The organism is Capnocytophaga endodontalis (assembly GCF_002209445.1).
Lineage (GTDB): Bacteria > Bacteroidota > Bacteroidia > Flavobacteriales > Flavobacteriaceae > Capnocytophaga > Capnocytophaga periodontitidis.
In genome coordinates, this window is sequence record NZ_CP022022.1 from 1,573,086 (window position 1) to 1,596,967 (window position 23,882).

The window sequence follows — 23,882 nt, forward strand, 5'->3', positions numbered from 1 at the left end:
TCTATATACCAAAACTCGTCAAAAACTTATCAATATACAACTGTTTTTCTTTTGATTTATACTGTTGGATAAAGCGAGGGTGCTCTAATACTACCATTTCACCAAATAAAGTAGCTTCTTTATTCAATTTTTGTAAGAAAGTAGCGTTCTTTTTGCCTAACACAAATACCTTTTGAGTATCTACTCCTAAGGCGATGTGCTTTTTGAGAGTTGCTATCATATAGTCCTTTACCGATTTAAAAAGCGTATCCTCATCGTAATAATTAGCATTGAGCCATTTGCCGTCAGAGGCTTTTCGCACAATAGCCAAAGGGAAAGGAGAGTTGATATAAAAATCATTGTAGAATTTAGCTACTCCACCATATTGCTGTATCATATCATACATAAAAACAGATGATACTTCGTGGGTATGTGCTGAAGTCATTGCAATGCCACACTCGCTTTCTAATCGCTTGGTATCAGTAAAAGGAACGCCTGTGACCCCTGCTCCGTGTCGGCTGGGATTGATACCTATAATGAATTTCCGCTGGCGGTTATCGTTGTAGAACTTGTGATAAAAAGCACGCATTACCTCCATAGTTTCAGGGTTATCCATATAAGGATTCAACACATCAAAACCCTTAGGCAGGGCATCGTTGTATGCCAAATGTGTGTTGAAGTTAATAACTCTATCGGCAAAAGTATTATTTTTCATTATGTTTTTTAACATTATTCATTTATTCCAATACAACATTAGAGTATTCTAAATATTCACTTTTACGGATTGTCCCCCTTCCCTTCGGGGAGGGGGAACGGGGGAGAGGTTTTTAAATGAGGAGGTTCTTAATTATCTAAAGCCTCTTTACTAATCATAACTATTATTTCTCAAATTTCACTGCTACCCAATTGTTGCGTTCTAAGTTCTCGATGTATTGCAGAGCGTATGCTTCCGCTTTTTCGCGGATAAGAGGTATATCTTCCTTGTAAAAACCACTGAGCAAGAGAGTGCCTCCTGCTTTGAGAGCTGGCACATACTGCGGTATATCGTTTAAGAGAATATTGCGGTTGATATTCGCAATAATAAGGTCGAAGTTTTTTTCATTAGCCAGTGAGGAAGCATCTCCCAGCTGTACTTTGATGTGATCGCAACCATTGCGTTCTACGTTTTCAATGGAGTTCTCTACGCACCATTCGTCTACATCAATGGCGAGTACCTCAGTAGCACCGCGTTTGGCTGCCATAATAGCGAGTACGCTCGTGCCACAACCCATATCGAGCACCTTTTTGCCTTTGAGTTCTTCCTTTAAAAGGAATTGCAACATCATATAAGTAGTTTCGTGATGACCAGTACCGAAACTCATCTTAGGGTCGATAACAATTTCATAAGGGGTATGTGCTTCGGGGTGAAAGGTAGCACGTACAGTACACTTATCGTCTACGGTGATAGGCTCGAAGTGTTTTTCCCATTCCTCATTCCAATTCACCTGTTCAATAGTTTGATGTGTGTAGGTAATTTGGAACTCCTCGCTGTGAAGTATCTGTATATCAGAGAGTATATTAGCATTCCAAAAGGGTTCTTGTATATAAGCCTGCAAACCGGCTTCGGTATCTACAAAGCTCTCAAAGCCTACTTCGGCGAGTTCAGCTACTAATATTTCAGAAGCAACCCCCATAGGGGCAATGGTAAAAGTGTATTCTATGTAATTCATTCAATGAGAGGTAAAATCCATTTAGAGCGCAAAAATAAGAAATAATTGCAAATAGAATGTGATAAATAAGAAAAAAGTTATATCTTTGCGGGGTGTATGATAAACTTTAACCCAATACATAAATATGAAAAAGATAGTATTTTTGTTTTTAGTGACTTTATGGATGGTAATGCCTGCTTCGGCTCAGTTGTTACGTCATAATTTCGACGACGAGGGCAATACTTTCATTCAAGGTATTGCTCGTGCTCAGTTTTGGGCGCGTTATACCGAAACCAACCCTGGTACCGCTGTGAATGGTGAAGTGGTGAACAATGTGTTTGACTTTTCAGTGCGCCGTGTCCGTTTAGGAGTCTATGCCCAAGTAGAAAAGAAATGGTTGTTCTATGTGTTGTTAGGAAATAACAACTTCAACCAGAGCACCCTTCGCACTGCTAATTTGCGCCTCCTCGATGCTCTTGCTCAGTATACTTTTAGCGAAAAATTAAGTATTGGTATAGCCAAAACTACTTTCCTCGGTGCAGGGCGTTATTCTAACGGATTTTCTAATGCATCTATGCTTACCATCGACCCTTCAGTTTATTACCTCAATACACTCAATCACCTAGATGATATTGGGCGTAGAATAGGCGTTTATGCCAAAGGTCAGTTAGGTAAATTCGAGTATTTTGCTGCTTTACAAAATTCAACTACACCTCCTGCTTCTCTCAATTACAGTAAGGGGCATCCTCAACCCTTTACATCGGCTTACTTAAAATACGAATTTTGGGATAATGAGGGAAATCTTTTGCCTTCTAGTGGTGGAAATGGCACTTATATAGGTAATAAACATATTATGAATCTCGGTTTGGGGTATGAATATCAAGCTAAAGCCAGAACTTTTACCAATACAACTGATACTTCTTATCGCGATTATTTCAATTTAGGAGTCGATTTCTTTATGGATACCCCTATTTCCGAACGAAATGATGCTATTACAGCTTATGTAGGTTTTAATAATATCTATTTTGGTAATGATTATGTGAGATTTGTAGGAGCAAATAGCATTTTTGAAGGGGGAACTTCACTCAATGGTGCCGGTAATGCCTCTCCTGCAGTAGGTACAGGCAGTAGCTTGTTCTTGCAATTGGGGTATCTGCTTCCTAAATGGGAAAATTCTGACATCCGTCTACAGCCTAATGCAAGTTGGCGTTTTGCAAGTTATAAAGCTCTTAATAACAATATAAATATATATTCTGTTGGTGTAAATACTTATTTCAAAGGACAAAAAAGCAAACTTTCTTTAGCGTATGAGAACCGTCCTGTTTTTAGTGCTACTGACAAAAAGGTGAGTACCCGCTTAGGTACCTTTGTATTGCAATACCAAATAGAATTGTAAAAAAAACTAATTGACAAATAAATATCAACTATTATGAAAATGTACGACATCGTTATCATCGGTTCTGGTCCAGGAGGCTATGTGGCTGCAATTCGCGCCGGACAATTGGGCTTCAAAACTGCCCTTGTAGAAAAATACAACACTTTGGGGGGTACTTGTCTCAATGTAGGCTGTATTCCATCTAAAGCCTTACTTGACTCCTCTCATCATTACGAGGAAGCAACACAACATCTTGAGGCTCACGGCATCGAAATTACAGGTGAAGTGAAGTTCAACTTAGAGAAAATGATTGAACGCAAAGCGGCTGTGGTTGAACAAACTTGTACCGGAGTAAAATTCTTAATGGAAAAAAACAAAGTAGATGTTTTTACAGGCGTAGCTAGTTTTGAATCTCCTACTCAAATTAAAATTACTCCTAAAGAAGGTACTCCCGAAATTATCGAAGCTAAATATACCATCATAGCTACAGGCTCTAAACCCGCAACTTTACCTTTTATCAAACTCGATAAAGAACGTGTGATTACCTCTACCGAAGCTCTTAAACTCAGCGAAGTACCTAAACATCTTATTGTAATAGGGGGCGGTGTGATTGGCTTAGAATTAGGACAAGTGTACAGCCGTCTCGGGGCTAAAGTATCCGTAGTGGAATATACCGATAGTATTATCCCTACAATGGATAGAGGTTTAGGACGTGAGCTTACTAAAGTGCTAAAAAAACAAGGATTTAATCTCTATACAAGCCATAAAGTAACCGAAGTAACTCGCGACGGTAATATAGTGACTGTAAAAGCAAACTCTCCTAAAGGAGAAACTATCAGCTTAGAAGGTGATTACTGTTTGGTAGCCGTTGGACGTCTTCCTTATACACGTGGACTCAATCTCGAAGCTGCTGGTGTACAAAAAGATGAACGGGGTAGGGTAGTGGTAAACGACCGCTTGCAAACTAATGTGCCTAATATCTATGCTATAGGCGATGTGGTACGTGGCGCTATGCTCGCTCATAAAGCCGAAGAAGAAGGGGTATTAGTAGTAGAACAACTCGCTGGTCAAAAACCTCATATTGATTACAATCTCATACCAGGGGTGGTCTATACGTGGCCTGAAGTTGCCTCAGTAGGAAAATCTGAAGAACAGCTCAAAGCCGATGGAGTTGCTTATAAAGTAGGTCAGTTTGCATTTCGTGCCTTAGGGCGTGCGCGTGCTAGTATGGATACCGATGGCTTTGTGAAAATCTTAGCAGATTCCCAAACCGATGAAGTATTAGGAGTACATATCATTGGAGCTCGTGCTGCCGATATGATAGCCGAAGCCGTTACAGCTATGGAGTTCCGTGCTAGTGCCGAAGATATTGCTCGTATTTGCCACGCACACCCCACTTTCACCGAAGCTGTAAAAGAAGCCGCCTTAGCAGCTACCGAAAATCGTGCTATCCACGCGTAAAATAATAATAACACAAAATTTTGCCAAAGTTCTATCACCCATTATGATGCGAACTTTGGCAAAATTGAATTGTAACCATCTCACCTTTTTTTATTTTTATATCCCAATTTTGTTATTTTGGCACAATCTTGGTAGCAAACTCTTGCAGTGCGATTTTTTGTAAAGGAGTAGTTTTTTGTTTGTATGTATTTAACAATCAGTTATATAACTGTATTTTTTAAAGAATTATAAATGTTAAATAAAACAAAAAAATAATAAATGATGAGTGTTATGTCGCATAAAACACCTATATTTGCGCCTTGCATAGAATAGTATATATGTACAAAAAGTTATACATCGTATTTATAGTATTGGTGGCGCAACTCGCCTCAGCACAGCGATATGAGTTAGGGGTCTTCTTAGGAGGAAGTAACCCTATTGCTGATATTGGTCGCACTCACTACGTCTACCCTAATGAATTTGCTTTCGGAGGATTGTTCAAATGGAACTTCCACGAACGTATGTCTGCTCGTGTGCAGATTACTAAAACAGTTATCAGTGGTAATGATGCTCAATCAGATATCCCAGGGAAACGCAATCGTCAGTTTGCCTTCCGTACCGATGTTACCGATATGACCGCTGGTGTCGAATGGCATTTCTTTAGCTACAAAATCAAAAACCTGCTCGATCGCCCCATTACCCCCTATATCTTTGGAGGAATTACAGGATTTTGGCACGACGATTTGTATTTTGATCCTGCTTACCCTAAACCTACAGACGCTATTGATACCTCACGACGAGATTTTGATTTTGCCGTACCTGTAGCTTTTGGCGTAAAAGCTAAAATTACAAACCGATTGGTCTTGGCAGGTGAGGTGATGTTCCACTTTACCCTTACCAACAACTTAGATGGTACAGCGCCTAAAAACCGCCCCTTTGTTTTTGGCAATATAGGTAGAAGTTATGATTGGTATACCCTTTCAGGACTCACTCTTACCTATACTTTTGGAGAATGGCCTTGTTATTGTAGAAATTAGTAAAAATCCAATGGAAATAACCAAATACCCGAAACACTTGGCTATTATAATGGATGGCAATGGGCGCTGGGCAAAAAAACAAGGTTTGCTCAGAGCTTTCGGTCACGAAAAAGGTGTACAAACAGTAAGGCAAGTAGTGGAATATTGTGTTGAACATCAAATCCCTTATCTTACCTTATACGCTTTCTCTACTGAAAATTGGAACCGCCCCGCCTTAGAAGTAAAAGCCTTAATGGAACTATTAGTGAAGTTCTTAAAAAAAGAGATGGATAACCTACTGAAAAACAATGTGAAATTGAATACAATAGGCAATTTAGACCGCTTTCCACCCAAAGCCCGTGAAACATTGCTCGCTACTATTGATAAACTAAAAAACAACACGGGGGTTACCCTTACCTTAGCCCTTAGCTATGGAGCACGAGAGGAATTGCTCACCGCTGTTAAACAGATTGCCACTGAGGTGAAAAATGGTACCCTAACCTCTAATGAAATCACTGAGCAAACTATACAACAACATTTGTATACTAATAATCTACCCGATGTAGATTTGCTCATCCGTACCAGTGGTGAATACCGCATTAGTAACTTTTTGTTATGGCAAATAGCCTACGCCGAACTCTATTTTGCTGAGGTTCTATGGCCAGACTTTACTAAAAAACACTTAGAGGAAGCGCTCCTTAATTATCAAAATAGAGAAAGACGATTTGGAAAAACAAGCGAACAACTTACGTAAAACTATGCTGAAAAAAATTATATTACTCGCCTTTTTGGCTTTGGTAAGCCTTGTGAATGCACAAGAAGAAGAAAGAATATCATTAGGACAAGGAAAAAAATATACCATAGGTGGCATCGAAGTTACTGGTGCTAAACGTTATAACGAACAAACCATCCTCACTACTTCTGGCTTGAAAGTGGGCGATGTAATCGAAATTCCCAGTGAAAAATTTAGCGCTATTATCCATAAACTATGGAGCTATAAGTTGTTTAGCGATATCAATATCTATATTAAAAAGGTAGAAGGTGATACCGTATTTTTGGAATTAGCTATTAGAGAAACTCCTTCTCTTGTTGATGTGAAAATATCTGGTGTTAGTCAGAAAAAAGGTGAAACTCTCCTCAAAGATGCCGATATTAAAAAAGGTGTGAAAGTAAATGAGAGTTTGATTGCAAATACCCGAAACTATATCACCAATAAATACCGAAAAGACGGTTACCTAAATACTAAAGTAACTATTGATACTAAAATAGATACTACCGATGCAAACGGAGTCGATATGCTTATACATATCGATAAAGGTAACAAAGTAAAAATAGACAAAATCGTTTTCGAAGGCAACCAGCAATTCACTTCTGCTAAGTTGCGCAAAAAACTCAAAAAAACTAAACAAATACAGTTCGGTCGTTTCTGGAAACGCTCTAAATATGTTAAAAAGAATTACGATGAAGACCTCGTGAATCTTATCGATTTCTATAAAGAAAAAGGATACCGAGATGCCCGTGTGGTAAGTGATTCTCTTATTAAAGAAAAAGACGGTAATGTGAGTTTAAATATTGCTGTGGAAGAAGGAAAACGTTACTATTTTGGTGATATCCGCTTTCTTGGAAACTCCGTTTACAACGACCGTGTACTTAACCAAATTTTAGGAATCAAAAAAGGCGATGTGTATAATGGAGTCTTACTTAAAAAACGTGTGCAGGACAATACCAAACCCGATGCCGAAGATATTACCAACTTATACCAAAATAGTGGTTATCTTTTCTCTCAAGTACACCCCGTAGAAACCTCAGTGGTCAACGATACTATCAATTTTGAAATTCGTATCGTAGAAGGAAAACCTGCTTATTTCAATAAGATAACAGTAAAAGGTAACGAAAAAACTAACGACTATGTGATTTATCGCGAATTGCGTACCCGCCCTGGTTACTTATATAGTAAGGATGCTGTTGTGCGTACCGTACGTGAGTTAGGACAGTTGCAACTCTTCGATGCACAAAATATCAACCCCGAATTTAAAAACGCCGATCCTAATGCAGGAACAGTAGATATTGAGTATAACCTCACCGAAACAGGTTCAAGTCAAGTACAATTACAAGGTGGTTATGGGGGAGGCTCTTTCATCGGAACGGTAGCTCTGTCATTCAACAACTTCTCTATCAAAAATATATTTAATAGAAAAGCTTACCGACCTGTACCTATGGGCGATGGTCAAAGCTTATCACTTAGCTTACAAGTGAGTAGATACTATCGCACTTATGGATTCTCTTTTACCGAACCTTGGATGGGAGGTAAACAGCCAGTGCAGTTCTCAGTATCCTTTAGCCGTACTGAACAATTTGGCTATAGTTACAGAAGTTATAATGTCGATAAAAGCCGCCGCGTATACATCACCGAGTTTAACGTCGGTTTGGCAAAACGACTTAGAGTCCCCGACGACTATTTCCAAATAGCTCACACTCTCACCTATAAACACTACGACTTGAAAGACTATCCTAATTTAGGACTCTTTACTTTCAAAGATGGTTCGTCTAACTCATTTGCTTACACTATTGCTCTATCGCGTAACTCTAGTGGCCCTAACCCTATCTACCCTATGACGGGAAGTAGTTTCAACATCAGTGCAAAGGTTACTCCTCCTTACTCTCTGTTCAATGGAGTGGATTATGCTAAATTGTTAGACGAACGTACACAAGCTATTGCTAACAACGATAGTGATAAGATAGCCTCTATAGACCAACAACGTTTCCGTTGGTTGGAATTCTATAAACTCAAATTCACTTCAGCTTGGTACACTAATTTGTATAGTAAGTTTGTATTGAAATTTGGTGCCGATTTTGGTTATCTCGGTGCTTATAACAACAATCGCGGTATAGTACCTTTTGAACGCTTCTTTATGGGAGGCGACGGCTTAGGTTATTATTCTATGGATGGACGTGAGAACATACAAATGCGCGGTTATGAGAATTATGCTCTCTCCTCTGATAATGGTGAAACTGTATTCAATAAATTCTCATTAGAGTTGCGTTACCCTATCACCCTAAAACCTATGGCTTCTATCTATGGGTTAGCTTTCGCCGAAGGTGGTAATGTACACGATGGTCTCTCAAACTTTAATCCTTTCCAACTCAAGCGTTCTGCTGGTTTAGGATTGAGACTCTTTATGCCTCAATTCGGTATGTTAGGTATTGATTTTGGCTATGGTTTTGATAATCCGGTCAATAGTACAAACCGCAGTGGTTGGCAAACCCATTTCATTTTTGGACAACAATTCTAATTTTTGGCACGATATTTTCTATGAAAAAGTTACCAGTTCTTTTTGTAGTGCTATTGGCAACAATAACACTTTCATTCGCACAGAAGCCTTCACGTATAGGCTATGTGGATATGGACTATATTTTGGCTAATTTGGAAGACTACAAGGTTGCAAACCAACAGTTTGCATTGCAAGTAGAACAATGGCAGGCAGAAATAGAAAAACGACAAACTAAAATACAAGCTGAAAAAGATAAGTTAGAAGCTGAAAAAGCTTTGCTCACCCCCGAATTAATAAAAGATAAGGAAGAGGAAATCGCTTTGATGGAATATAATCTCAATGCTTATAAACAACAGAAATTTGACGCTAAAAATGGAGAGTATATCAATCAAAAGTTCTTGCTCGCCAAACCTATTCAAGACCAAGTGTTCAATATAGTCCAAGAAATAGGAAAAATGCGTAAGTACGACTTTATATTTGAAAAAAGCGATGCGACTATGTTGTTCTCTAATGAACAACACAATCTTAGCAAAGTAGTACTCCGTGCCTTGAAGAAAAAAGATAATGCTGCCGACCGTAATAAGGATATGGCAGAACTCTTGAAAGAAAGTTATGATTTTGAGTTTGTGGAAGAACGTGTGAAAAAACGCAAAGAAGCCGAAAAAGCACGTGAAGAACGCCGCGTACAGTATGAACAAGAGCGTTTGCGCAAAACAGAGGAAATGAAACAACAACGCGAAGCCTTTAGAACACAACGCGCTAAAGAACAAGCGGAACGCCAGCAAAAAGCACAACAAGAGCGTGAAGCTTTAAAAACTCAACGCGAAAAAGAACAAGCAGAACGTGTACAGAAAATGCAACAAGAACGTGAAGCACTAAAAGCACAACGCGAAAAAGAACAAGCAGAACGCGTACAGAAAATGCAACAAGAGCGTGAAGCTTTAAAAACTCAACGCGAAAAAGAACAAGCTGAGCGTGTACAGAAAATGCAACAAGAACGTGAAGCACTAAAAGCACAACGCGAAAAAGAACAAGCAGAACGCTTGCAAAAACAACAAGAAGTGCGAACTCAAACGCGCACTACAAACTAAGTAAAAATTTTAAAATAACTAATATTACAAACAAGATGATGAGAAACATTAGAACATTGATGATTGCATTGGCTCTATTTTTCGGAGCTACTACAATGCTCACTGCACAAGTGAAAGTTGCCCATATAAATGTGCAAAAACTCTTGGAAGAAATGCCTGAAAGAAAGTCAGTTGAAGCTCAGTTAAAAAAATTAGAGCAAGGCTATATGAACGACATTCAAGCTGCTATCAAAGAATTGCAAGCTAAAGCTCAAAAATACGACAATGAGTACGCTGCTCTCTCCGAAGCTCAAAGAAAAGCAAGAGAGGCTGAGTTCCTTAAAAAATCTGAGGAAATAAAAACAATGGAAGAAAATATCCGTAAAACTCAACAAACAGCTGCTGAAAGCTTGCAAAAAAAACAACAAGAACTCGTAGAACCATTGCTTAAAAAAGTAAAAACTGCTATCGAAAATATCGCTAAAGAAAAAGGCTTGCAATATGTGTTAGATTCAAGTGCTGGTTCAAGCGTGATTGTTGCTACTGGTGAAGACCTCTACAGCAGTGTGAAAAAGAAATTAGGCTTCTAATTGAAGAATTACATATTACAAATGGTTTTATTTTACAGAAAAAAGTGTTCCCTATCTGAACACTTTTTTCTATTTTTGCACTATCATAGATATAAAATAATAGAAAAATGAATGAGATTACATTTCGTACTGCTCCCATAGGTTTGTTTGATTCAGGGGTAGGAGGAACTACTATTTGGAAGGAAGTTAATGCCCTAATGCCTAATGAAAGTACTCTCTTTTTAGCTGATAATAAGAATGCTCCTTATGGAGAAAAAACTAAGGAAGAAATCATAGCACTCTGTGATGCCAATACTCAATTTTTGTTGGCTCAAAAAGCTAAAATTATAGTAGTAGCTTGTAATACTGGTACTACTAATGCAATTTCATATTTGAGGAATAAGTATAAGGATGTGCCTTTTATTGGTATCGAACCTGCTATCAAACCAGCAAGTTTACAGAGTGTAACAAAAAAAATAGGGGTTTTAGCTACCCGTAGCACTCTTGCGAGCGATCTTTTTGCCAAAACAAGCGAGCATCTAAAACAAGAAGAACAAGTCGAAATTATAGAACAAGTAGGCGAGGGTCTGGTAGACCTTATAGAAGCAGGACGTATAGAAAGCCCCGAAATGACTCAATTGTTGCGCCGCCACCTTTTGCCAATGGTCGCCTTAGGAATTGATTATTTAGTATTGGGCTGTACCCATTATCCCTATTTGTTACCACAGATACAACAACTCATTCCAGCTCATATCAAAGTTATAGATTCGGGCTATGCTGTTGCTAAACAAACGAGAAATATACTGTTGCAACACCATTTGCTCAACGAAGATACAACAGCAATACCACAACACCTTTGGCTTGCCAATGGTAATACAGAAGTATTAAAACAATTTGCCCCCAAAGAAAAAGGATTAGAAAACTTGCAAATTTCTAATTTCTAATTTTCAGCTCCTAACTCCTAATTCCTATCTCCTAATCCCTATCTCTTAGGAATCCTGATGTAATAGGTTTTGCCATCTTTGTTGTCAAGTTTTCTATCACGTAGCCAAGGATTGTAATTTTTTAACTCTTTGTAAGTTACGTTTTGGCTTTTAGCAAAATCAGTAAGATTTTCTATGGTGCTATCTACCATTACATTATAAGTAGGAAATTCGTTGTATAAGTGTTTTTTATCAAAAATGAATCCATACTTTTTGGGGTGTTTCATTATTTCCTTAACTGCCAAAATACGGAATACATAGCGCGAAGTCTCACTGTTTAAGTACAAATCGTAGTAGTTGTTTGTTTGCTGAAAAGTAGTCTGTTTATTCATTCCTGCTACACCAGCGTTGTAGGCAGCTGCCGCCATTGTCCACGAACCCGTACTACGTTTAGCTTTATTCAGGTAATCACAAGCTGCTTGTGTCGCTTTTTCTAGGTGGTAACGTTCATCTACTTGATCGCTTACCTCTAAACTGTACTCTTGGGCGGCAGCTTTCATAAACTGCCAAAAACCACTAGCTCCTGAGGGCGATACAGCATTGGTGAGCCCGCTTTCTATAACAGCTAAGTATTTAAAATCATCGGGAATATTATTGCGTTTGAGTATAGGCTCTATAATGGGGAAATATTTGTTAGCGCGCTTGAATAACAATAAACTGTTGGACTGCCAATAAACATTCACGAGAAATTCTCGGTCTAATCGTTCGTATACATCAGGGTCATCCATAGGCACTTTTTCACCTGCAAAATCTAACTTTTCAGGTAAGTCAATAGCGTAAACTCTATAATTATCAAAAAAATCATCTTTGTGGTGAGCAGCATCTTCAATAGCAAGAGGATTTTCTGTTAGTTCAGCTTCAGCTTGCTCAAAAATATTCTGGTCTTCTTTCTTAACCGACATAGCGTTTACTAAGAACCCTGAAAGCAGTACTACACCACCACTGATAAGAATGTATTGTAAAGTTTTTTTCATTATTGTTTTCTTTTTTAAATTAAAACTTTGCTAAAGGCAGATTATGACTTTAGCAAAGTGAAATTACGCTAAGGCGTTGAGTTTTCCAATCAAGATAGCTGCTTTTTCTTCAAACTCTCTTCTTACTTGTTTGAGATGAGCTCCTCTGTTTTCTACTGATTTATCAGCTACTTTATCAATAAGTGAGTCAAAATCATTTAGTATTTCTCCTACAAGAGCTTTACCTTCTTCAGTGCCCATCTTGCCAGTGAAATACACAGCGTCAATGATATCTCCCAACACATAGTTGATCTCTTTTTTTAAAATGCGAATGCTTGCCATACATTTTTAATTTATTGGTGATTTGCCGGCAAAGTTACAAATTAATTCTTATCTTTGCAAAAAATAAATCAGTTATGTATGTATACAATTTAACGATGGTAGTGAATGATGAAGTGTTTTTACTTTGGCAAGACTGGCTGCAATCTGTTTATTTACCAATAGTAAAAACCTCAGGAACTATAGAAAAAGTACGAGTATTCAAATTGTTAGACGCTCCCGAAAAACATTATGCAGTACATTGCGAAACCTCATCTCCCGCTCAGTTAATGCATTTTATTGAAAATACTATCCCTCAACTTTTACAACAAGCTGCCGAAACTTTTGGAGAGAAAGTTCTTTTTTGGGGAACTCAGCTCAAAGAAGTGAAAACTGAATACTAAAAAGTGAAAAGAATTTGGCATAAAAATTGATTTGTGACTATAAACTATTAACTCATCTCTATTAACTAAAATAAAAATGACTATGAAAAAGAATGCAAAACTTACAAGTGTAGTGAAACAACTTGTCTTGGCAATCGTAGTTTCATTCACATTCACTTCTTGCGTTGGCTATTACTATGCCGATGGCATTTATAACGACCCCGTGCCCGAAAGACCACGTTATGTAGAGAGAGAAATGCCTCCTCAACGTTATGATTATCCACCCGAAAATCGCTATGCCGACAATGGTTATAATAGCTATTTTAGAGATAAAGCCAAACAGTATGAAAATCCTGCTGTTGATAGCAGTTTTACCCATTTTACCGATGTAAATAGCTACCGTTCTAATGCCTATGCTTCAGGAACTTCTTCTTATGGCGGTTGGGGTTCTAACCCTTCACAAGTGAATGTAAATGTCTACAATCACAGTTGGACAAATCCTTACTATGGATATTATAATTATCCATACTACCGTCCTTATCGTTCTGGTTGGAGTATATCCTTAGGCTGGGGCTGGGGTAACTATTATGATCCTTATTGGGATAATTACTACTACTATGGTGGCTACTATCCTTACTATGGCTACTACCCTTATTATGGTTATTATCCTTATTATGGGTATAGTTATGGCTATTATCCTTATTATGGCTATCCTTACGGTTATTATCCTTATTACAGAGGATATTATGATTACTATTACCGTCCAAGAGATTACTATTATGAACCTGGAGGCTCTTATGGAAGAGAATATAGTGGTAGAGGGCGCGCTATTATAAGAGATGACAATTACAGAAGCAATGCTAATCGTTATGAAGAAGGTAGGGGCTCTTATAATCGCTCACAAAGTCAAGGTTACTACAATAACAATAATAATTATAGCGGACGACCCTCTTACCAAAATCAACAACAATACAATACACCTCCTACAGGTTATGAAAACAGAAGAAATTACGACTCTATGAACTCAGGAATGAATTCTGGTAGAAGTTCTAACTATGGTAACTCGGGAAGTGGTAATTACAGTAGTGGAGGAGGTAATTATAGTAGTGGCTCTTCTTCTAATGAAGGATACAGAAGTTCTAACCGTCGATAAATACTATTAAACAAATGAAAAGAATTAATTACATATTATTTTTAGGAGCTTCTTTGTTAGTAGCTAATGTAAAAGCACAAGAATATACCGATATCTTTCGTTATGGAACAGAAGATCTTACAGGAACAGCTCGTTTTAAAGCTATGAGTGGTGCTTTTGGAGCATTAGGAGGTGATTTTTCAGCTATTAATGTCAATCCTGCTGGGAGTGCTATTTTTAGTGGATCAGAAATTTCATTTTCTTTAACTAATAATAATCACAAGAGAAATATTACTTTTCTTGATAGAAGTAGTAAACAAACAAAAAATGATTTTAATCTAAATCATTTTGGAATAGTGCTTGTACTACCTAATGTTTCAGAAACTTGGAAAAAAATAAGCTTCGGATTTAATTATCTACAAACAAAAGTGTTAGATAATGATAAATTCTCTTATTCAGCCTATAATCGTCGAGGAATAGATAACTACTTTTTTGATTATGCTACAAATGGCAACAACGGGAATCCTTTTCCTTTAGGCACTTTTTCTGGTGGTCCCGACCGCGTTACAGCAAATAATCAAAGAGATATAGGAGAATTCTTCGCTACATTAGGTAAACGACAAGGTTATGCAGCTCAAATGGCTTATTTAGGAATTTTAAGTCAGGTGATATCGCCTAACTCTGGAGCTGCTACTGAAACTGCCTATCACGCAAATGGCGATGCTTTAGAACGATTACAGCTCTATGAAGTAGAGCGTTCTGGTTATGCTAATAAGTATAATTTCAACTTTGCCTCACAGTTGGGTGATTTTATTAACTTAGGGTTAAACTTGAATTTTCACAATATCAATGAAAAAGCTTTTTATAGTTTAAGAGATAATGATTTTCAAGCAGCTAATCCATTTTTGCGCTATGCAAATCATCAACAATATATCAATACAAAAGGAGAGGGCTTTTCATTACAATTAGGAACAATTATAAAAGCTACTGAAAATTTGCGTTTAGGAGTTAGTTACCAATCACCTACGTGGTATACAATGAAAGAAGAATCTCACCAAGAATTGAAAGCAACAGTACTCAATACAAATACTGGGAAGGAAATGGATACCGATATAGACCTTATAAATCGCTATGGTGATGAAATTTGGTACGAACGAGAATATAAATTCCGCACCCCCAGCGCTTGGACGGGAAGTATTGCTTATACTATAATGAAAAGAGCTATCCTGAGTGTAGATTATACTTATAAAGCTTATGAAAACCTGAAATACACAAGTAATAATATGAAAGGCTATAACACAGCTTTCAATAATGATTTAGGTGACACTTCTACTTTGCGCATAGGAGGAGAGTTCCGTATTCCTTTCCAACTGCTCAAAGATAATCCAGCAACTACTAACTATGTAAGCCTTCGGGCAGGTTATCGTTACGAGCAAAGTCCATATCGCAAAGCTATAGCTACTGTAGGTGACCTTACAGGTTATTCGTTTGGAGCAGGAGTTACTTTAGGTGGTATTCGTTTAGATGCCTCTTATGATATTGCTAAACAAACTAACCTATACCAAATGTACGATCGTGTACTTACTGATAATGCTCAAATCAAATCTACTTATGGTAACTTCTTGTTTACCTTTACTGCTCAGCTCTTTTAATTAAATAAATTAGAATTACTTTTGTATCATATTGTAGGGGCGAATTGTAATTCGCCCTTCAAAAAAGAGACGGTAATAAAAAAATTGCCGTCTCATTTTTAGTATAATGAAATTACACAGAAACTTAGTTGATGCCGTGATAGAGGGGCTTACCTTTATCTTCAATGAAGGGCAATATGCCGATAAAGTAGTTGAAAAACAACTCAAAAGAGATAAACGTTGGGGCGCTCGCGATAGAGCTTTCATCGCCGAAACTATTTATGACATCGTGCGTTGGAAACGCCTCTATGCCGAAATAGCAGAAGTACACGAACCCTTTACAGTACATAACCTGCGCCGTATGTTTGCCGTGTGGGCAACCCTAAAAAGTATTACTTTGCCCGATTGGGGAAATTACTTTGAGGATACCCCTGCCCGTCGTATCAAAGGCAAGTTTGATGAGCTTTCTAAGGTGAGAAAACTCCGCGAATCAGTCCCCGATTGGTTAGATACCTTGGGAGTACAAGAGTTAGGCGAAACCCTTTGGAATAACGAACTCCACGCTCTCAATAGTTTAGCACCTGTAGTGTTGCGTGTCAATACCCTTAAAACTTCTTTAGAACGCTTGCAACAGTTTTTACAACAAGAAGGAGTGGCTACTTATCCCTTGCGTGACTATCCTAATGCGTTGCAATTAGTAGAACGCGGCAATATCTTTAAAACTCAAGCCTTTGCCGATGGTCTCTTTGAAGTGCAAGATGCTTCTTCTCAAAAAGTTGCTCCTTTTATGATGATAGATAGCAACGTGAAGCGTGTAATCGACGCTTGTGCTGGGGCAGGAGGCAAAACGCTCCATATAGCCAACCTATTGCAAAATAAAGGTCAGGTGATTGCAATGGATATCTATGAGCAGAAGTTGCAAGAACTCAAACGCCGAGCACGCCGTAATGGGGCTTTCAACATAGAACCCAAACTGATAGACCCTAAACAACTCAAACGCTTGCAAGGCACTGCCGACCGTGTGCTCATTGATGCTCCTTGTAGTGGTTTGGGAGTATTGCGTCGTAACCCCGATGCCAAGTGGAAATTGCGCCCTGAGTTTTTAGACGAGATACGCGCTACCCAACAAGAAATCTTGCAACAGTATAGTAAATTACTCAAGAAAGGAGGCAAACTCGTCTATGCAACTTGTTCTATATTGCCGAGTGAAAACCACCAACAAGTAGAAAAATTCTTGGCTTCGGAAGCTGGAAAAGATTTTCGTTTAGAGGCTGAAGAAGTGATATTTGCACATCAATCAGGTTACGATGGCTTCTATATGGCAAGGATGGTTATTAATGATTAATTTTTCGCCCTATATTTTTACTATATTGATATGAAAAATACTAACGAACTGAAAATAGGTGATATATATTCTCTCTACTTAAAGAGATGGAATTTTTACGTGTCGGCACAGATAGTTGTAAAAGATGATAGCAGAGGAACCATTGCTGTTCTTTTAGATATTTTCAGCAAAGAAGTTCCCACACTTGATGCCCTGAAGAAGGCTAAACCCTTTGTTTTAGACCACCACTATTGGCATACAACAAATTTTTACCTCTACACAGGTGAGTTATGGGCTTTCAATCCTATTTTTATAGGCAATAGCACACCTATTGAAACCCCTACAAATGAACATTTTAGTACCTTTGGTATGGAGCAATTTTCTTTGCAATACCAATGGAATCAATTGCCAGATGCTTTTAAAAATAGCTTTAAAGAACAGAGACCCCGAAACAAAACTATAAAGATTACTCGTAGTGAGAATAAGGACTTTTACACTTCCTTATTACAAGAAAAACCTCTTGCCTATGAGGTTGAAAGTTGTATTTTTGATGCTCAACTACAGTCTTTTCTGAAAGAAAACCAACAAGTAAGTGATTTAGAACTTGAAGAAGTCAATGAGGCAATTGTTGATATTTCAGCAAGTGGTATATACTCGATAGTCATACGAGATAGTCATATAGAAAAAATAGTGCTAAACCGCTATATACAAACGTTTTGTACACTTGGTGATTTTTCAACAATTAAAGAAATTCTATGTCCTTTTGAGGGAGAACTTTTGCACCTTCGCTTTTCAAATTTTAATAGTGGCTATCTAAAGTTCAAAGGGCTTCGAGAAGTTAGATCTCTCAATATATTTTCTGATAAAAATTATAGTGTAGATATAGCCGAAATTGCTGATGCTTTCCCTAACTTAGAATTCCTGATGATTAATGGAGAGAATGCTTCTTTAAGAAATATAGAGGCTTTGGTTAAGTTTCAGCACTTGGAATCAGTTTGGCTTTCAAATCTTTATGATTTTGATAGTTTTGTAAAGAAAACCGAAATGCCTAATTTGAGCTCTATTACCTTATGGTCTGTACCCAAAGTAGTAGCCGATAAGGTTAAAAAAGAGTTTAAAGGCATTGATGAGCTGGACATTAAACAAGCCCGTACTGATGAATGGATAAAAGCCAACTTAGATAATCCTTTAAGAGACTGGGATGGCAGAGAGGGTACTAAACCTTCGGTAGCTAAAAAAGCAATGAAGGCATATACTGATGCTTATAAAAAACTATCAGCTAACAAAGATAAGGACGAAGCTTTGAAAACATTAGAAAATTTCATAGCCATTTTCAATGAAATAGACAAGAAACATCATATCGACACTTTGGAAAGAGAAGAGATTTGGGATGCTTTCAATATCTTGGGAGAACTCACTTCACTGACCATAAAAGAAAAAGAAGATATATTTGAAAATTTGAGAGATTTTTAAATGTTGTATAAATCATTATTTTGTTGTAATTTTGCACTCTTAAATAAAACGACTGAATGAAAAAACTCACTACATTACTGCTTATTGCTTTTGCAACTATAGCAAATGCTCAAATACACAACCCTGTAAAATGGAAAACAGCGGTTGAAAAAATCAACGATAACGAATATTATTTGGTAGCAACAGCTTCCATTGAGGCAGGTTGGAAACTCTACGGACAAAACATCCCGCCTAACGGACCTGTACCTACCTCCTTTAAATACACCCAAACGCCTACTTTTGAGTTAGTAGGAAAAACAGAAGAGTCTAAACCCATAGTAAAACACGATAAGGTGTTCGATATGGAAATTGCTTATTTCTATAAACAAGCAGTTTTCAAACAACGCATCAAACTGTTAGGCGAACTTACTTCTATCAAAGCTGAAGTTGAGTTTATGAGTTGTGACGATAGCAATTGTCTGCCTCCCGACACTGTGGATTTAGAATTTTTCCTTTCAGGAACAGCTACTACTAATCAAGGGGCAACTCCTCAGTTTACTTTTGGTAATAATACCGATGCAAATAATACAGTTCCTGCAACTACTGTGAGCCAAACAACACCAAAAGCTCCTGCTACTACCCCTATCTCACGTCAAGGTCTGTGGACAATATTCTTTATATCTTTTCTTTCGGGCTTTGCTGCCTTACTCACTCCTTGTGTTTTCCCTATGATTCCTATGACGGTGAGCTATTTTACCAAACAGAGCAAAACAAAAGCTAAAGGCATCAGAAATGCAATAAGTTATGGTATTTCTATCATTGTGATTTATGTATTATTAGGTTCGGTAGTAACAGCTATCTTTGGGGCAGATGTGCTAAACGCTTTAGCGAGTAACTCCTTGTTTAATCTTATCTTTTTCTTGATATTGGTAGTATTTGCCATTTCGTTTTTAGGTGCGTTCGAAATCACCTTGCCCAGCTCGTGGAGTACTAAGATTGATGCCCAAGCCGACCGCAGTGGTTTTATCGGAATTTTCTTTATGGCGTTGGCGTTAGCCATAGTATCTTTCTCGTGTACAGGCCCTATTGTAGGTTCGTTATTAGTACAAGCAGCTTCACAAGGGGGGATAGCTCCTATTATGGGAATGTTTGGTTTTTCATTGGCTATTGCTTTACCTTTTGCCTTGTTTGCAGCCTTCCCTGGTTGGTTGCACTCCTTGCCTAAATCAGGTGGTTGGATGAATACTGTAAAAGTAGTATTAGGTTTTTTAGAATTGGCGTTAGCATTCAAATTCCTTTCCATAGCCGATTTGGTTTGGGATTTACATTGGTTAGAACGTGAGGTGTTTATCGCTATATGGATTGCCATTTTCGGAGCTTTATCGCTCTACCTTTTTGGAAAAATACGCTTGCCTCACGACGATGCTACCGACCGTATTTCAGTAGGAAGACTATTATTGGGGTTGGTAAGTTTATCCTTTACTGTATATCTTATTCCTGGTTTATGGGGCGCCCCTTTAAGTATTATCAGCGGGTTTCCACCTCCACAATATTACAGCGAATCTCCTTACGGTGTGGGGCACAAAGGCAATACTGCTACAACAGTTACCTCTTCTGAAGAATTGCCACAAGGTGCTCACTTATTCCAACCTTATGACATTGTAACCTTTAATGATTACCAGCAAGGATTGGAATATGCCAAACAAGTAGGGAAACCTGTGTTATTAGATTTTACAGGTAAGTCGTGTGTGAACTGCCGTAAGATGGAAGATAATGTATGGGGCAAACCTGAAGTACTGAACATCTTGAAAAATAAGGTAGTACTCATCTCACTATTAGTTGATGACAAAAACGAACTGCCCGAAAATGAAGTAAAACCTTCTAAAATACGAGAAGGTAAAATGATAAAAACAATAGGGCAAAAATGGAGTGAGTTCCAAGCCTTGCGTTACCATTCTAACTCACAACCCCTATACGTGTTAATGGGGCACGACGAACAAAACTTAGTACCCCCCGTAGGTTATACCCCCGACGTAGAAAAGTTTAGCTCTTGGCTACACAGCGGAATAAGTGCCTTTGGCAAATAATATCATTCAATGAAAAACAAACTCTACATACTCCCAATTCTTATAGGTTTAAGTTTGGCATTGGGGCTTATATTAGGTCGTCAGTTGGCGAACTTTTATATTCCCAAACCGCCTCCTCCCGTGCCTATGCCTATCACCGATATAGATACGGTACCCGAAAATCCTTATAAGGTAAAGCTCGGTAAACTTATAGATTATATTGAGGAAGATTATGTGGATAAGGTAAATACCGATAGTATCGTCGATCTTACAATTAATAGCATTTTGCGCAAGTTAGACCCTCATTCTACCTATATCTCTAAAAACGATATTCAAGAGGTAGCCGAAACAATGAGTGGTAAGTTCGTTGGCGTAGGCATTAGCTTCTATATGTATAATGATACAATTGCTGTAATCAAACCTGTTGAGGGGAGCGATGCAATGCACAAAGGTATCCGCTTTGGCGACCGTATCTTGATGGCTGGACGTGATACGCTGTTTAAAAAACATTTAAACACCGATAAAATCAAAAATATCCTCAAAGGTGAAATGGAATCTAAAGTCGATTTGACAATCTACCGCAAAAGCAGTGATAGTATTTTCAAATTGTCTATACAACGTAAGTTTATCCCTATTAGGAGTATAGATTGCTTCTACAAAGTGAATGATACACTGGGCTATATTCGTATGAATCGCTTTGCCGAAACCACTACCGATGAATTTACATCTGCTTTGAAAGCCTTAGAAAAAGAAGGTATTAACAGTTTGATTTTAGACTTGCGAAACAATTCAGGTGGATTCCTCAATGTAGGTATACAAATTGCCGATGAGTTTCTGCATAAAAACAAGATGATTGTATTTACTAAAAACAATCGCAAAGAAATTGAAGAAACTTATGCTACCGATGGTGGTCTTTTTGAAAATAAACCTCTATTCGTCTTAGTAAACGAAAATAGTGCGTCTGCCAGTGAGATTGTAGCGGGAGCTTTGCAAGATAACGATAGGGGAGTGATTGTAGGGCGCAGAACTTTTGGTAAAGGATTGGTACAAAGCGAAATGCCCTTACCCGATGGTTCAGCAGTACGTCTCACCACTGCCCGTTACTACACCCCTACAGGGCGTTCTATCCAAAAACCTTATAACTTGCGCCACCAGCGCCGAAGTTTTGAAATAGATGAAGCTTCTATCCCCGATTCATTGAAGTTTATCACCCCTAAAGGGAAAGTGGTATATGGAGGTGGTGGAATTTACCCCGATGTGTATGTCCCTATAGATATGAACCCCGAAACTTATATGGTGAACGAGGTACTCAATTCGGGGCTTACCAATTTCTTTCTGTTTGAGTATTTAGATAAACACCCATCACAAAACAGACGACCCTCTAAAGCGTATTTCATCACCGATTATAAAATATCAAAAGAAATGCTAAAAGCCTTTGCCGCTTTCTTGAAAAATAGGCGTATCCAAATAGATTTTAACAGAAATATAGCCGATATTTCCAAATATCTCAAAGCGAGTTTAGCCGAAATTTGGTTCAACGATAATGTAGCGGGGCTCATTCGCAATCAAAATGATTTTTACATAGAAAAATGTTTGTATTACTACAAAACAAAGCATACTAACGTTACTCCTCACAAATCAAAAACAAGAAGAAGAACTGCTAATCTATAAAAGAGTTTAAAAAATATATGAGCAAGAATTTAACATCACGTAGTGAAGACTATTCTAAATGGTATAACGAATTGGTTGTAAAAGCCGATTTAGCCGAAAGTTCAGGCGTGCGTGGCTGTATGGTAATCAAACCTTATGGCTATGCTATTTGGGAAAAAATGCAAGCAGAACTCGACCGTATGTTCAAAGAGACGGGGCATACCAATGCCTATTTTCCGCTATTTGTTCCCAAAAGTTATTTTGAAGCTGAAGAAGAAAATGCTGAAGGGTTTGCTAAAGAATGTGCGGTAGTAACCCACTATCGTCTCAAAACCGACCCTAATGAAAAAGGTAAATTGATAGTAGACCCCGAAGCTAAATTAGAAGAAGAACTAATTGTACGCCCTACTTCCGAGGCAATTATCTGGAGTACTTATAAAAACTGGATTCAGTCTTACCGTGATTTGCCAATACTCATCAACCAATGGGCAAATGTAGTGCGCTGGGAGATGCGCACCCGCTTGTTTTTGCGCACCGCTGAGTTTCTATGGCAGGAGGGACACACCGCTCACGCTACCAAAGCCGAAGCTCTTGAAGAAGCTGAAAAAATGATGAACGTCTATGCTACTTTCGTAGAGAACTTTATGGCAGTGCCTGTGATAAAAGGACTAAAAACTGAAAGTGAGCGTTTTGCAGGTGCTGATGAAACATTTTGTATAGAGGCAATGATGCAAGATGGTAAAGCCTTGCAAGCAGGAACCTCACACTTCTTAGGTCAGAATTTTGCCAAAGCCTTTGAAGTGAAATATGCTACCAAAGAAGGTAAACAAGAATACGTATGGGCGAGCTCTTGGGGGGTCTCAACCCGCCTAATGGGGGCTTTGATTATGACTCATAGCGACGATAATGGCTTGGTATTGCCTCCTAAATTAGCCCCTATACAAGTGGTGATTGTGCCTATCTATAAAGGTGAAGAACAATTAGAGAAAGTGCGCACTCACATCCAACCTTTAGTGGAAGAACTTAAAAAACGCGGTATTAGTGTAAAATTCGATGATCGCGATACTCAATCACCAGGATTTAAATTCCACGAGTACGAACTTAAAGGGGTACCCGTGCGCTTAGCTGTAGGGCAACGTGATATAGAACACAATACCTTTGAGGTAGCTCGTCGCGATACACTTACCAAAGAAACAGTAGCTGGCGACCAAATTGTTGCTCATATTCAACAACTGTTAGAGGATATACAAGACAATATTTACAAGAAAGCATTAGAATACCGCAACACTCATATTACTGAGGTAAATAGCTATGATGAGTTTAAGGAATTGCTCGAAACTAAAGGCGGGTTTCTTTCAGCTCACTGGGATGGTACCCCCGAAACTGAAGAACGTATCAAAGAGGAAACTAAAGCGACAATACGTTGTATTCCATTGGATGCTAAAGAAGAAGCAGGCGTATGCATTTACTCTGGTAAACCCTCTACCAAACGTGTACTATTTGCTAAAGCCTATTAAAAAATGTAAAAAAAAATAATTATTGTGTAATTCTAAAATGTTGTATCTCAAACATTTTATAAAA

The 23,882-nt window shown here is 38.1% G+C and carries 20 protein-coding genes; 16 read left to right on the forward strand and 4 right to left on the reverse strand.

Annotation, left to right across the window (positions count from 1 at the left end; translation table 11 throughout):
* Position 1: 1 nt before the first annotated feature.
* Positions 2-694, reverse strand: a complete 693-nt coding sequence (locus tag CBG49_RS07065; protein WP_088593945.1) for an SMUG2 DNA glycosylase family protein — start codon at positions 692-694, stop codon at positions 2-4.
* Between the two features lie 163 nt (positions 695-857).
* Positions 858-1,688 (reverse strand): 50S ribosomal protein L11 methyltransferase, encoded by an 831-nt coding sequence (gene prmA / locus CBG49_RS07070; protein ID WP_088593946.1) that lies wholly within the window; start codon positions 1,686-1,688, stop codon positions 858-860.
* Positions 1,689-1,812: 124 nt separating this feature from the next.
* Here prmA and CBG49_RS07075 point away from each other — a divergent pair, with 124 nt between their 5' ends.
* From CBG49_RS07075 to murI, 8 genes are all read left to right on the forward strand, one after another.
* The gene (locus CBG49_RS07075; RefSeq protein ID WP_088593947.1) at positions 1,813-3,063 is read left to right on the forward strand and encodes a hypothetical protein; all 1,251 of its coding nucleotides are present in this window, start codon (positions 1,813-1,815) and stop codon (positions 3,061-3,063) included.
* A 33-nt stretch (positions 3,064-3,096) separates the two neighbouring features.
* Positions 3,097-4,503, forward strand: a complete 1,407-nt coding sequence (gene lpdA, locus CBG49_RS07080; protein ID WP_088593948.1) for a dihydrolipoyl dehydrogenase — start codon at positions 3,097-3,099, stop codon at positions 4,501-4,503.
* Between the two features lie 317 nt (positions 4,504-4,820).
* Positions 4,821-5,519, forward strand: coding sequence for a type IX secretion system protein PorG (gene porG, locus CBG49_RS07085; protein ID WP_009412817.1), 699 nt, complete (start codon positions 4,821-4,823; stop codon positions 5,517-5,519).
* Between the two features lie 10 nt (positions 5,520-5,529).
* Complete coding sequence (locus CBG49_RS07090; RefSeq protein ID WP_034555371.1) at positions 5,530-6,252, forward strand: isoprenyl transferase; 723 nt, start codon at positions 5,530-5,532, stop codon at positions 6,250-6,252.
* A 4-nt stretch (positions 6,253-6,256) separates the two neighbouring features.
* Positions 6,257-8,791, forward strand: coding sequence for a BamA/OMP85 family outer membrane protein (locus CBG49_RS07095; protein ID WP_088593949.1), 2,535 nt, complete (start codon positions 6,257-6,259; stop codon positions 8,789-8,791).
* A gap of 20 nt (positions 8,792-8,811) precedes the next feature.
* Positions 8,812-9,861 (forward strand): OmpH/Skp family outer membrane protein, encoded by a 1,050-nt coding sequence (locus CBG49_RS07100; protein ID WP_088593950.1) that lies wholly within the window; start codon positions 8,812-8,814, stop codon positions 9,859-9,861.
* A gap of 35 nt (positions 9,862-9,896) precedes the next feature.
* Positions 9,897-10,430 carry an OmpH/Skp family outer membrane protein gene (locus CBG49_RS07105; RefSeq protein WP_009412813.1) on the forward strand — a complete coding sequence of 178 codons (534 nt, stop codon included), beginning with the start codon at positions 9,897-9,899 and terminating at the stop codon, positions 10,428-10,430.
* A 107-nt stretch (positions 10,431-10,537) separates the two neighbouring features.
* Positions 10,538-11,353, forward strand: coding sequence for a glutamate racemase (gene murI / locus CBG49_RS07110; RefSeq protein ID WP_088593951.1), 816 nt, complete (start codon positions 10,538-10,540; stop codon positions 11,351-11,353).
* 38 nt (positions 11,354-11,391) lie between these two features.
* Here the strand turns inward: murI and CBG49_RS07115 are convergent, their stop codons facing one another.
* Both CBG49_RS07115 and CBG49_RS07120 read right to left on the reverse strand, forming a co-directional pair.
* On the reverse strand, positions 11,392-12,366 hold the full coding sequence (locus tag CBG49_RS07115) for a lytic transglycosylase domain-containing protein (protein WP_193433081.1): 975 nt from the start codon (positions 12,364-12,366) through the stop codon (positions 11,392-11,394).
* Between the two features lie 63 nt (positions 12,367-12,429).
* Positions 12,430-12,687: a hypothetical protein gene (locus CBG49_RS07120; RefSeq protein ID WP_088593953.1), complete on the reverse strand. Its 258-nt coding sequence runs from the start codon at positions 12,685-12,687 to the stop codon at positions 12,430-12,432.
* Between the two features lie 74 nt (positions 12,688-12,761).
* On the opposite strand from CBG49_RS07120, the gene CBG49_RS07125 reads away from it, so the two are divergent.
* The 8 genes from CBG49_RS07125 to proS all read left to right on the forward strand — a co-directional run bounded on the left by CBG49_RS07125 (position 12,762) and on the right by proS (position 23,818).
* Positions 12,762-13,067 (forward strand): DUF4286 family protein, encoded by a 306-nt coding sequence (locus CBG49_RS07125; RefSeq protein ID WP_088593954.1) that lies wholly within the window; start codon positions 12,762-12,764, stop codon positions 13,065-13,067.
* An 82-nt stretch (positions 13,068-13,149) separates the two neighbouring features.
* On the forward strand, positions 13,150-14,199 hold the full coding sequence (locus CBG49_RS07130; RefSeq protein ID WP_088595283.1) for a hypothetical protein: 1,050 nt from the start codon (positions 13,150-13,152) through the stop codon (positions 14,197-14,199).
* 14 nt (positions 14,200-14,213) lie between these two features.
* A complete protein-coding gene (locus CBG49_RS07135; protein WP_034555380.1) occupies positions 14,214-15,830 on the forward strand; it encodes an OmpP1/FadL family transporter in 1,617 nt (538 codons plus the stop codon).
* A gap of 106 nt (positions 15,831-15,936) precedes the next feature.
* Positions 15,937-17,154 (forward strand): RsmB/NOP family class I SAM-dependent RNA methyltransferase, encoded by a 1,218-nt coding sequence (locus tag CBG49_RS07140; protein ID WP_088593955.1) that lies wholly within the window; start codon positions 15,937-15,939, stop codon positions 17,152-17,154.
* Positions 17,155-17,184: 30 nt separating this feature from the next.
* Positions 17,185-18,606 (forward strand): hypothetical protein, encoded by a 1,422-nt coding sequence (locus CBG49_RS07145; RefSeq protein WP_088593956.1) that lies wholly within the window; start codon positions 17,185-17,187, stop codon positions 18,604-18,606.
* Between the two features lie 56 nt (positions 18,607-18,662).
* Complete coding sequence (locus CBG49_RS07150; protein ID WP_088593957.1) at positions 18,663-20,672, forward strand: protein-disulfide reductase DsbD family protein; 2,010 nt, start codon at positions 18,663-18,665, stop codon at positions 20,670-20,672.
* Between the two features lie 9 nt (positions 20,673-20,681).
* Positions 20,682-22,322 carry a S41 family peptidase gene (locus CBG49_RS07155; RefSeq protein ID WP_088593958.1) on the forward strand — a complete coding sequence of 547 codons (1,641 nt, stop codon included), beginning with the start codon at positions 20,682-20,684 and terminating at the stop codon, positions 22,320-22,322.
* A gap of 17 nt (positions 22,323-22,339) precedes the next feature.
* Entirely contained in the window at positions 22,340-23,818 is a 1,479-nt protein-coding gene (gene proS, locus CBG49_RS07160) for a proline--tRNA ligase (protein WP_088593959.1), read from the forward strand.
* Positions 23,819-23,882 lie beyond the last annotated feature (64 nt).

Bases quoted from the DNA above. Each gene is read 5' to 3' on its own strand.
- CBG49_RS07065 (WP_088593945.1), bottom strand. From the start codon at position 694: ATGAAAAATAATACTTTTGCCGATAGAGTTATTAACTTCAACACACAT.
- prmA (WP_088593946.1), bottom strand. From the start codon at position 1,688: ATGAATTACATAGAATACACTTTTACCATTGCCCCTATGGGGGTTGCT.
- CBG49_RS07075 (WP_088593947.1), top strand. From the start codon at position 1,813: ATGAAAAAGATAGTATTTTTGTTTTTAGTGACTTTATGGATGGTAATG.
- lpdA (WP_088593948.1), top strand. From the start codon at position 3,097: ATGAAAATGTACGACATCGTTATCATCGGTTCTGGTCCAGGAGGCTAT.
- porG (WP_009412817.1), top strand. From the start codon at position 4,821: ATGTACAAAAAGTTATACATCGTATTTATAGTATTGGTGGCGCAACTC.
- CBG49_RS07090 (WP_034555371.1), top strand. From the start codon at position 5,530: ATGGAAATAACCAAATACCCGAAACACTTGGCTATTATAATGGATGGC.
- CBG49_RS07095 (WP_088593949.1), top strand. From the start codon at position 6,257: ATGCTGAAAAAAATTATATTACTCGCCTTTTTGGCTTTGGTAAGCCTT.
- CBG49_RS07100 (WP_088593950.1), top strand. From the start codon at position 8,812: ATGAAAAAGTTACCAGTTCTTTTTGTAGTGCTATTGGCAACAATAACA.
- CBG49_RS07105 (WP_009412813.1), top strand. From the start codon at position 9,897: ATGATGAGAAACATTAGAACATTGATGATTGCATTGGCTCTATTTTTC.
- murI (WP_088593951.1), top strand. From the start codon at position 10,538: ATGAATGAGATTACATTTCGTACTGCTCCCATAGGTTTGTTTGATTCA.
- CBG49_RS07115 (WP_193433081.1), bottom strand. From the start codon at position 12,366: ATGAAAAAAACTTTACAATACATTCTTATCAGTGGTGGTGTAGTACTG.
- CBG49_RS07120 (WP_088593953.1), bottom strand. From the start codon at position 12,687: ATGGCAAGCATTCGCATTTTAAAAAAAGAGATCAACTATGTGTTGGGA.
- CBG49_RS07125 (WP_088593954.1), top strand. From the start codon at position 12,762: ATGTATGTATACAATTTAACGATGGTAGTGAATGATGAAGTGTTTTTA.
- CBG49_RS07130 (WP_088595283.1), top strand. From the start codon at position 13,150: ATGAAAAAGAATGCAAAACTTACAAGTGTAGTGAAACAACTTGTCTTG.
- CBG49_RS07135 (WP_034555380.1), top strand. From the start codon at position 14,214: ATGAAAAGAATTAATTACATATTATTTTTAGGAGCTTCTTTGTTAGTA.
- CBG49_RS07140 (WP_088593955.1), top strand. From the start codon at position 15,937: ATGAAATTACACAGAAACTTAGTTGATGCCGTGATAGAGGGGCTTACC.
- CBG49_RS07145 (WP_088593956.1), top strand. From the start codon at position 17,185: ATGAAAAATACTAACGAACTGAAAATAGGTGATATATATTCTCTCTAC.
- CBG49_RS07150 (WP_088593957.1), top strand. From the start codon at position 18,663: ATGAAAAAACTCACTACATTACTGCTTATTGCTTTTGCAACTATAGCA.
- CBG49_RS07155 (WP_088593958.1), top strand. From the start codon at position 20,682: ATGAAAAACAAACTCTACATACTCCCAATTCTTATAGGTTTAAGTTTG.
- proS (WP_088593959.1), top strand. From the start codon at position 22,340: ATGAGCAAGAATTTAACATCACGTAGTGAAGACTATTCTAAATGGTAT.